The sequence below is a fragment of the Thermomonas hydrothermalis genome (assembly GCF_900129205.1).
In the GTDB taxonomy this organism is placed as follows: Bacteria; Pseudomonadota; Gammaproteobacteria; order Xanthomonadales; family Xanthomonadaceae; genus Thermomonas; species Thermomonas hydrothermalis.
The window spans coordinates 1-10,387 of the sequence record NZ_FQUK01000057.1 but is presented as its reverse complement, the minus strand read 5'-3'; the positions used below and the strand labels follow the sequence as shown (position 1 = coordinate 10,387).

The window sequence follows — 10,387 nt, the reverse complement described above, 5'->3', positions numbered from 1 at the left end:
CCGCACTCGCGGCAGGCCACGCGCGGCACCCGGCAGTGGATGAAGGCCTTGAACTGGAAGAAGTGCAGATGCTGCCAGGTGCGCTCCACCCGGTCGTGCACCGGCTGGTCCGCCGCCCCGCAGACCGGACAGGCCAGCCGGGCCGTATCGCACGACACCTCGAAGTGGATCGCCCCCTCATCCGGACGAAACGACACGCTGTCTACCGCCCACGGCGGCGTCAGCCCCAAAGCCTGGGTGAAGAGTTGTTCTTGCATCCGCCAAGGCTGACATCATCCGGCGGCCCGTTCCACACCAGACGCGATGGAGCCGCTACGTGGGCAGCCAGGCGATATGCGCCTACAACCTGCGTTACGACTGGGACGAGGTGCTGCTGCCCGAGTGGCAGCGCTTGGGGATCAGCCCCATCGGGGTGCGTGGTTTTTGTCTCTATGAACTGGCACAACGGCTGCTGGACCCAGTGCCTGCGGGCAACTGCAAACTGCAAACCCTGCGCCAGTACTATGGCCTGCCCGCACGCGGCGCGCACACGGCGCTGGGGGACGTGGAGACGGTGGCGGATCTGGTGCAGCAAGTACTGCGCCCGCTGTGCGAAGCGCGCGGCCTCGACAGCCTCGAGGCCTTGCAGGCCTTCACCGCGGCACCCTGGTTTCCAACCCGGATTCCCTTTGGCAAATACAAAGGGCGGCACTTCCGTGAGGCTGCCACCGACAGGGCGCTGCGCGAGTGGCTCAAGTGGCTGACGGAATCACAAAACCCGCGCAGCCAGGCCATGGGGCGCTGGTATCTTGAACAGCTTACGACAACATCCCAGGCAGCCGAAACCGTCACCGCGGTCGTCGGTACCCACGTGGTGGTTTACGCCAACCCCGACGTGGCGCGCATGAAAGCCCTCGTCGAAGCGGCACGCCAGCGTCTTGCTGCCCTCGAAGCGGAATACACCACGCTGCGGCAGGCCATCTCTGTTGCCCAGGCACGCCTTTTTGAGGCCCTCAAAGAGCAGTACCGGCAGCGCGACCTGTTGCGGCTGCGTCTGGAGATGCGCCAGAAGTACCTCGACACGCTACTGCGCGAAGGAGAAGAAGAAGCCGAACGCGTCAACACCGAGGCCGAGCAGGCACAGGCAAGGCTGGATGAGGAATACCAGCGCACCGAGCAACAGATGCGTGGCAAACAGGCGCTCTCGGAAGCGGAAGAGGCGGAACTCAAGCAGCTGTGGCGGCGGCTCGTGCGGGTTTTCCATCCGGATCGCTACGCGGGCGACCCTGCCAAGCGGCAAACCTACGACCGCCTGATGGCCGAGATCAACCGCGCCCGCGACGAAGGGGACATTGAGCGCTTGCGCGAAATCGACCGCGATCCAGAGGACTTCATCGCCCGCCAGGGCTGGGGTGAGCTGTCGCTCGACGAAAACGAGGACTTGACGGCGCTGGAGCGGCTCCACGAAGCCTTGCAAGGCAAGATTCTGGAGCTGATCGAGTCGCTTGATGATCTCAAGGCTTCGCCAGAGTACGAATGGCAGCAAAAACTACAGCACGCACCCGAACAGTTCGATGCCGTCGTGGCCGAGCTGCGCGCGGCACTGGAAAACGAGATCACCACGCTAGACGCCCAGCTCGCGCAGATCGAGGCGGAAATCGAGCAGCTGCAAGGGGCAGGTCAGTGAGACCAGTCGTTATACAGCAGCCTTTCTACCTCTAGCATAGTGACACGATACTCGGTCAGCAGTTGAGCTAGGTGGCTTTGATCTAAAAGTTCAACAGCGTTCAGGGAAGCCTTTTCGTGCGCACCACTGTTGAAAACCTGGTTGGTCAGAACGACTTTCTTGAAGGTGACTCCAGGGTGCTTACGCCGGTAGAACGCTTCACCTGCAACCACCTCATTTACAGCGTCCCATCCTAAGGGCTTATCAGCCGATGAGGATTTTGTCTGAATTAATTCTCCGTAATCTCCCCGTATTGCAACAACATCTACGCCCATGTCGTTACTTGGGGGCGTGCAGTAAACGGTTTCAAATCCTTTTTTACTCCAAATGGCGGCAGCAAGGCCTTCAAAGTATCGCCATTCCATGCGCATCGCTTTGTCTAGGGTGACAACCTCGTCAATGTCTGATGAGAATTCTTCAGGGATGACGTCCTCAATTAAGAATTCAGCAGTACTAATATCGGGGCACCCGTTGAGCATGTCGCCAGCTAAGGATCGCTTCCTTTCGAGTAATTGGTCTAGCTTGACATCGAAGGTCGTGAAATCGTCAGCAGCGACAACCGGGTAGTAGACGAACACATCTTTCGTCTGACCAATTCGCCAGGCTCTGTCAGACGCTTGGTCTTCTTTCGCTGGATTCCAGGTGCGGGTGTAGTGAATAACGTGATTGGCAGCCTGGATGTTGACACCAAATCCCACCGCAACCGGCGACAAAATGATGACGCCGAAGCCTGGTTTTGCCTGGAAGGCTTTGATTCGCTTTTGTCTACTCGTAGCACTGGAGGCGGACGCAGTCGTACTCCCATTGATGATGTCAGCCTCGAAGCCGAAGACTTCAGCAATATAGTGCTGCAGAAGCCTCTGGATATTGCGGAACTCGCAGAAAATGATGACCTTCTCGCCTTGAGCTTGGATTTTGCGCAGTTGGGTAAGTAACCAGTCAAGCTTTGGTGCCGCCTGTCGATACTGGACGAGAGGCTCCGGCTTGAAGACGGTCAAGCCATGTCTCCGAGGATCCGTACAAACCAGCCTCAGGTAGTGCAGTAGGCTCAGGTGGTTCTTGAACGGCGTGTGTGCCCCTGGGTTGCCACGCTTCTTGAAGTCTTCAATGGCCCGTGCATAGAGCTGACGTTGTGTCGTTGAGAGCGGCAGGCGCCGACAGTCCTCAACCACAATTTTCTTCGGTAGATCCTTAGCCACGTCTATCTTGCGACGACGTAGAATCTGCGGCTCGATGCGCTCCCTCAGTTCCTCGATGCGTTTCTTGCCTTCCTCGTCTCTGTCATCAATTTCAATCGGCCGACGGTACGTACGACCAAACTCGTTGAGTGCGCCCAGGAGACCGGGCTGGACGAAGTCAAAGAGGCACCACAGGTCCGCCAGCGTGTTCTCGACTGGTGTGCCAGTGCACGCAATCTTGAACTCAGCATTTTGCTTCTTGGCAGCCCGAGTAACCATGGCCGCCGGGTTCTTAATGCGCTGAGCTTCATCGCAAACCATTAATGCCCATTGTTGGGCTGCGAATGAGAATTCCAGATCACGCAGCGTTTCGTATGTGGTCAGAACGAGCTTGGCATCGCCCACCCAACCTGGCTTCAAGAACTTGACTAAGCCGTCTTCATTCCGAAGTCGTTCGTCGATGCTCTCCTGGGGGACACGAAGGGAAGCAAGCGCTTCTCCATATGCGGTCAGGATACGGAAAGCACCCGGATAGAACTTTTCTGCTTCTTCTTTCCAGTTCTCTAGGAGAGACACTGGTGCTACTACGAGCATCGGCTTGGCCGTCGGGCCCTCCTCGAGAATGGATGCCATAAGCGTGAGCAACTGCAACGTTTTACCCAGGCCCATTTCGTCCGCGAGGACCATGCCCCGGACATTCAGCTCCGTACGCAGACCAAAGAGGTATTGCAGTCGGCCAACACCCTCTAACTGGTGGTCGAGCAGCTTGGCACCCGGGGCGAGCGCCCGAGGAATACGAGGAGCATGCTGTTTCACCCGCAACGCTGCTGCTCGCTTTTCCTCGTAGTCGACGATATCGATGTTTGGGCGCAACACCAAAGTCTTCTTAGACTTGGGGCCAGCAGGTTTGCGCTTCTCTGGGTCGAACTTGCCTTCCTTGACTTCATCCAGAACCTCCACGAAGGTTCCGACAATTCGCTTGGCTTCATCAACCTTGATGGACTTCGGCAACCAGGGAAGGGTGACTTCCGTCTCGCCACGTCTCTGTGCCTCCTCGGTCGACTTACGCAGCGTCTCGATGGCCTCGTTGTTGACGGGAATCGCGACCTGCTCATCAGTGCCGTCAGGGGTATACGCGATGATTGGGAGGACATTTTCCGGGAACCAACCTTCGTCTTCTTTCTTCTTGGCGATGTAGGGAGAGTAATACGGCTTCTCGACACCGACCCCCTCAACCCGTGATGAGTACGCCGATAGGTCATGTACTTGGTCGTACGTGACCAGAACCTTAGGCATCAGCCGCTGCTCAAGCGCAAGGCGAAGAGTTTTAAGGTGCTCTTCGGTTTCCGGAAGGACTTCTAGCTCGCGCCCCTCCCAGAACACCAGCTGATACCTATGCTTCAACGCGTGTTCAAGACGTCCTACGAAACGCTTTAACTCGTCATCGGATAGATAGACAACGTCAGCGGCAGCGGTGCTGGTCGCATCTGCGCTCTCAATACATAGACCCACCCGCTGAGGAAATCCGTCCGCAGTTCGCTCGATAACCGGGGTAAATCGTTCAAATAATAGACCCGCATCGATCTTCGCCTGCTCGAACTGGACTTCGTCGATAACCTTGGATGCCGCCTCGCCCAAGGTTGCATAAGGATTGACCAAGAACGCTTGAGCACGCGAACCTGCGATGCGGCGCCCTGGAAGGCGCTTGATCTGCTCAAGTACGGTACGGACCTCAGGTGAGATGACGACCTGAACGAGACCACCGTCCGAGGTTGGTAGGTCATATCGGCTGGCCACGTGGTCGAAACGATCAAATTGCGTGAGCCAGTCTGCAGGCGCGTCCTCGAACCCAGGCAACACCTCGATGACGGAGTCGTCCGCCACAGCGTTGGATTTTCTGAATGCTAGGTTGAGGCGCTCCGGAGTGAGAACAACAGTCTTGACCAGAAAATCATCCAGGACTGCCCTGGCTGCTAGCGCATGACGACGAATGTGCCCCCACGCGAGGCGTTGGGCCTGCTCAGTGCGCTGCTCGAAGGGGCGTTGAGCGAAGCTCTTCACGGCCTTGAAGAGTTCCCACTGCTCAGGTGTCATCAGCTCTGAGCGATCTCCAATTTGAAGCGATGCCCCCTTGTACTCTGGGCTGACGTCTCGGCCCTCTGCATCGACCCACGGACCAAGGCTGATGGAAAAGTCTTCATCGGCCAAGGCCCCTCGGGACGACAACTTAGGTCTAAGTGTCGTGGGCGCAGGAAGTTTGAGCGCTTCCGCTAGGCCCTCGTACTCCTTCATGTTCAACGCTTCGAAGATGTGGTCCCACGAGAGTAGGAAAGCCCCTCCAGACTCTTCTGCCAGCCCATCGTCAAGCATTTGCCGTAAGACACCCCTGAGTCCAGTTGTTTGGAGTGTCTCGCCCTCACCCGTGCCGTGATCAATCGTTACACCGACTTCAGACAGCGCCCGGCGCCAAAGTTGCTGCCGCTCGCTGGGTGCAGGCTTCTTGAATAGACTAAAGATGCTCATCCCGCGTCCTTCTTCCACCAGCCCTTACCTTCAGCGTATTGAAACCCCCAGGCTTTTAGAATTCGCCGCGCCTCTGAGTTGTCGCCCATTACGAGCCAGAGGGCACCGCCCATTTTTCGGCGGTCAACGACAGAGGCGTTGTAGCGCTGCGCGAGACTGCGGACGTTCTCTTCGCTGTAAACCTCAGAGGCCGGGGAAGGCGGGTAAGGGGTAGTCAAAAACGCAGCAGGGGCTTGTGGAGGTGCCGAGGACTGAGCCTGGGATGGCCGGTCGGCAGGAACAGGGCGTACCGCGACGCGGCGGACTGCCCGCCGGCCAGGGAGCAAGCCGAACTTATCTTCAAGTTCCTTCTTGAAGCGGTCCTCCCAGTCTGAGTACCCGTGTACGTTGTCCTGGTGCCTTAGATACAAGATGCGTACATCGTTCTTGAGAGAGTTTTTACCGTTGACTGGTGCGCTTCGGACCGGCTTAGACAGGTCGAAGGGAAGGCTTCGCTTGACGCTGTAGCCGTAGAAAGCGTTCGATTCTCCGCTGAACTCAACTGCAACCAGGTCGCCCATGGTCATAACGAAAGCATTGTTGAAGGGATTGCTATCTTCGAGGTTGACTGTCAGGCCCTTCAGTTTGGCTCGAAGTTCAACGAAATCGCGCTCCTGAGAGTACATCGCATGGCTACCTAGGGCGAAGTAAATTTTCTCGATGAGGGGAACATACTGGACCCAAAACTTCACCCGTCGCGTGTCGCCGAGACCATCTTGTGCAAGCTTGGTGAAGAACAACTCAATGAACTCCTGCTTGAGCCAATCGCCAACCATCTGGCGGGCCTGTTCTGTAACCCCGCCCCATCGGTGCTCGTTTGAAGGAAGCCATGGGTTTCCCCAGGCATTCACGCTGTAGTTCTTTAGCCCCGCATGTTGGGGCGCTTGAGGAATCCGCGCATACCGGTTGAGTATCATCTGAAGGCCACGATCTCGCAGCACCTCATTGCCCCCAAGCATCTCCAGCAGGCGTCCAACCAACCGAGTAAACGCTTCGTGCTCATACGCACAGACGCGGGCAATTTGAGACAATACAAGCTCACGCGTGAACCAGCTTGCATCTGTGATACCGAGCAGTTCGCGGATGCGCCTAACCTTGTCCTCTCGGCCGTCCAACAAGTCTTGTGCATATGCGGCACAGGGTGTCTCGGAGAAGAGCGCCTTGTTTTCAAGGACGCAGCCGACCCAGTCGGGGTTGATGGTGGCATCTTTAATGAGCTGCGCCTTGTCACCAAGGTAGGTTCGAAGCTGCCGCCAGTTCCTCTGACCAGTAGCGGGTACGTCGCGCCCAAGACCGTCATAGTCGAAGTAGCTGCGAACGAGACCCTGGTAGCACTTGCGGAACTGTCTTGGGCTGGACTCCCATTCGCGCAGTCTTGTCAATACGACTCCGAAGCGTTCGGGCTCTTCCATCAAGCAGCGGCGGTCATTCCAGGGACGAACAGCCAGCCCAAAGGAGACCAAGCGGGCTTCCTTCAGGGAAGTGAACTCACCCATCTCCCAAAACTTCTTGACTGCCTCGACCTGTAGGTCGCGCGGTTCGTAGTTGGAACCCCCGCTGCGGGCGCGCTTCTCAAGCTCAGCAAGCACCCTGTCAATCTCGGTGCACTGGCGCATGGGCCCCGCGCCCTGGTTGTTTGCTTGATTGAGAAGCTTGAAAAGGATGTCTAGCGGGTGCATTGCTTTAAATGGCACAAGTTCCAAAGTCGCCAGATGTATCCTGTGATGGCTCAACGCGCTTTTCGTTAATTCCAAGAAACTCGATTCTCATTTCAACCCGACGGCTCTCTTCCGGTGTGTCTTTTGAAGAGTTGAACGCAAACCCCCCCACAAGAAAAAGATCACGGACTGCTTTTTTTTGAGTGTCGGTCAAAGGGCTTGGGCCATTGGTCTTGAACATGGCACACAGAACGCGTTGGCTGCGCATCAGGCTCAGGTTTAGGTTGGTCAGGTAGTTGCCCGTCTTATCGGTGTAGCCCTCAACAACGATTCGCTTGAGAACGCGCTTGCAACTCGCACTCTCTGCCAGCGACAGCAGCTCCGGAACGAAACGCCGCAGCACACCTTCTTGTTCTGGGCTGAGAGTAGAGCTATTGAAGGCAAACCGAGCGCGATCACCGAAGTCGATGACGTTTCTGCGAAGATCCACTCGCACCCCGTCGTGCCGCTTCGCTGCCTCGACGGCCAGTGCCATACAGTGGTCAATATCTGCTTTGTGCTCAGCCTCGCGTCTTTCCCGCTCGGAGACGGTTCGCGTTACAGCCAGCAGGGCTACGGCCATCACCACCAAGAACAGCACCATGAGGGCCGTCATGAGGTCGGCATAGGAAATCCAGAAGGGTTTCTCGGCCTCGTCTTTGCTGCGCTGCTGAGAGGGGCTACGGCGTCCAATCACTTGCTATGTCCCTTCGGGGTTACGGTGCTCAGCACGTCATCAAGTTCTTTGATGGATGTGCCCAGGAGAGCGACGGCCGAGGAGAGCTTCGTCTGGAACTCGTGATTGTTCTCTCGCACAGTCTTGAGCATGGCTTCACGGAATGACTCGTGAGCCTTGCCGAGAACCTCGGCGACGCCGGCCATGAACTGCTCTGCTTGGAGCTGCGCATTGTTGAGCCCCTTAGCAGCGTCTTCGATACGACGCAGGACGTCTGAGGTAATGCTGACGTCAGTTTTTGCGTTCGCTACCAAGGCATTGAGGTCACTGATCAACTTGCCAACGGATTCGCGATGCGCCTTGTAGTCATCAAGTCCCTGTTGCAGGGACGATGCCGCGACGGTGAGCGATGTAGTCAGGTCGGTCAGCTTGGTGGTAACCGTTGAGGCCTGATTCATTGCCCCTGTGACCTTGTCGGACGCAGCTGTAAAGTTTCGGCTTGCGGCATTGACTTGATCTGCACCTTCGCCCAGGCGGGAAATGGCAGTGGTCGTCGTATCGCGTAGTACAGCGACACTCTGCTCCATTCGCGAAGATGCCGTAGCAATCTGCTCAATCAGAGAATCAACCGAAGAAGCGAGGCTATTGACTGTGGCCTGTGTTCGCTTGTTAGTCTCTTGCTCGCGCATTCGGCCAGCTTCAAGAGCTTGCTCTTGCGCATCCTGGAATTCCTTCAGCATTCCACCGACCTGCTCTCCAAGCATCTGAAGAGTGGATTGCATCTTCTCGCTGGTCTCAGTCTGCGAAGAAGTAACCAGTGCCTTGATTTGTTCAACAAACTCCCGCGTACGTTCGTTGATACTCTCCTGCCGTTGCTCCATCTTCTCAATGGCCTCGGCCATCCGCTCAGCCATGGAATCGCTGGACTTCTTGCCCGCATCTTGCAGGGCGACAACCAGCTCGTTGAGCTTCATGACTGCATCCTGCATTGTCTGAGCAGCTCGCTGATTCAGCTCGTTGATGCCAGTAATTTGGTTGCCGAAGAGGTCGCTCAGCTTTTGGCTGAAGCTAGCCATCACATCTTGGAGCATCTTGACGGCGGCCGCTGACTGGTCGCTGCTTGCCTGCTTCACAACGCCCTTAATGTCTTCCAGTGGACCTGTAAAGGTTTTCGTGATGGCGTTGGAGATCGTCGTGCCCAATAATTCGTTATTTTTCTGGGTTGCTTCAATATGGGTACGAGTTGCTTCCTTAACCAGTCGCTCCAGAGTCTCGTTGTGTTTGTCGGTTAGTTCCTGAAGGATCGGGCGAAGGTCCTTGAGCAGTTCCCCCTTGAGGTGCTTGAGTTGGGTGGCAGCTTCCTCGGTATGCGCGACCGTCAACTCAAGGAACTTCTCAGCGACGGCAGCCTGGAACCTGCGGTCTAGACTCGCAGCGATGGCATCCACTTTGCGATACAGCCTGGTCAGGACCAGCTTCTCGACAAAGGTGACGATGATAGCCAGGGTAATGGCTGTCGCGGAAATAAAAAATGCTTCGCCCACCGTGCGCATGAGGGACTCGAGGCTCCCTCGTACGACATCGGCGTTGGCGCTAACCTGAAAGCGGCTCAGACCGTTGATGAGACCGAAGAAGGTTCCAATGATGCCAATACCAGTAAAAATCCCAGGCAGGTGTTTGAAAAACTCAGCGTGTACTCGTTGATCGACTACAAGCTGCGAGTTCCAGACCACTTCTGCAGGGGCGGTGGATGCCCAACGGACTTCCGCAATACCGTCAGGTGTTTCAACTGACGTGGCATAAAGGGTCTTCTTGTACTCGCGCCACAGGTGGGCGATTTCGCCATCCTTCGGGAACGCCTTGTCCAGCGTCTGCGGGTCGCGCGCATCCTTGAGGTCTTTGCTCTCCAAGGACTGAAGGACTTTCTTTAAGAGAAGCGCTTGGCGCAATGCTGGCAGGGCAAAGTATCCTACGAAAGCGAGGAACAGCACCAGTAGCACTGCACCAAGGATAACAAGGTGATGGGGCGCGGAGGAGAGTAGCTGAAAGTTCATAGGGTTATCGTCGTGTTCTTATGACAGCAGCTCGGTGACTGCTCTCGCGTCTAGAGATCCAAATTGTTTCGTATGGTTGCGAGTTCCAGGCTCCCGAAACCTCTTCCACACCATTTTTGCCAGTATATTCTGCACGGGGCTGTGACGTTTCGTGTGGATGACACTACCCAGCCTACGTGCTCCTCGTCCAGCAAAAGGTGGCCCTGTTGAATTTCAAGTGGGTTGCCGGGCATGAGGGTTGATCACTGCGAAGTCGAGCTTGCCGGCGATCAGGAAGATGACGGTTCTGATAGTGGTGAAGCGGGTGAAGCCGCGAGCGCGGCGCTTGGCGGCCTGGAACAGGCCGTTGAGCGCTTCGAGGAAGCCGTTGGTCTGGCGGGTCTGGGCCCAGGCGACGATGCCCTCGAGGTGGCGACGGACCATGGCGGCGACCTCCTTCATGGGTTCGACCTTGGAACGCATGACGCAGGTGCACCAGTGCTTGAGCATGTCGCGTGCCACGTTGATCTGCTTGC

The 10,387-nt window shown here is 56.7% G+C and carries 7 protein-coding genes; 1 reads left to right on the top strand and 6 read right to left on the bottom strand.

Translation table 11 applies throughout. The annotated features are described in order from the left end of the window. Nucleotides 1-257: transposase family protein (locus BUA29_RS11185; RefSeq protein WP_143148764.1), on the bottom strand; the 257-nt coding region annotated here is incomplete at its 3' end. Nucleotides 258-316: 59 nt separating this feature from the next. On the opposite strand from BUA29_RS11185, the gene BUA29_RS11180 reads away from it, so the two are divergent. Further along, nucleotides 317-1,666, top strand: coding sequence for a hypothetical protein (locus tag BUA29_RS11180; protein ID WP_072756619.1), 1,350 nt, complete (start codon nt 317-319; stop codon nt 1,664-1,666). Here the strand turns inward: BUA29_RS11180 and BUA29_RS11175 are convergent. The 5 genes from BUA29_RS11175 to BUA29_RS11155 all read right to left on the bottom strand — a co-directional run. After that, on the bottom strand, nt 1,660-5,406 hold the full coding sequence (locus tag BUA29_RS11175) for an SNF2-related protein (protein ID WP_072756618.1): 3,747 nt from the start codon (nt 5,404-5,406) through the stop codon (nt 1,660-1,662). The genes BUA29_RS11180 and BUA29_RS11175 overlap by 7 nt on opposite strands. Next, complete coding sequence (locus tag BUA29_RS11170) at nt 5,403-7,199, bottom strand: EH signature domain-containing protein (protein WP_218587192.1); 1,797 nt, start codon at nt 7,197-7,199, stop codon at nt 5,403-5,405. The genes BUA29_RS11175 and BUA29_RS11170 overlap by 4 nt, the downstream gene beginning before the upstream one ends. Next, the gene (locus tag BUA29_RS11165) at nt 7,129-7,839 is read right to left on the bottom strand and encodes an OmpA/MotB family protein (protein ID WP_072756616.1); all 711 of its coding nucleotides are present in this window, start codon (nt 7,837-7,839) and stop codon (nt 7,129-7,131) included. The genes BUA29_RS11170 and BUA29_RS11165 overlap by 71 nt, the downstream gene beginning before the upstream one ends. After that, the gene (zorA, locus tag BUA29_RS11160) at nt 7,836-9,872 is read right to left on the bottom strand and encodes an anti-phage ZorAB system protein ZorA (protein WP_072756615.1); all 2,037 of its coding nucleotides are present in this window, start codon (nt 9,870-9,872) and stop codon (nt 7,836-7,838) included. Before zorA ends, BUA29_RS11165 begins: the two co-directional genes overlap by 4 nt. A gap of 213 nt (nt 9,873-10,085) precedes the next feature. Beyond that, nucleotides 10,086-10,387 (bottom strand): transposase (locus tag BUA29_RS11155; RefSeq protein ID WP_143148933.1); only part of this gene is annotated, 302 nt, incomplete at its 5' end.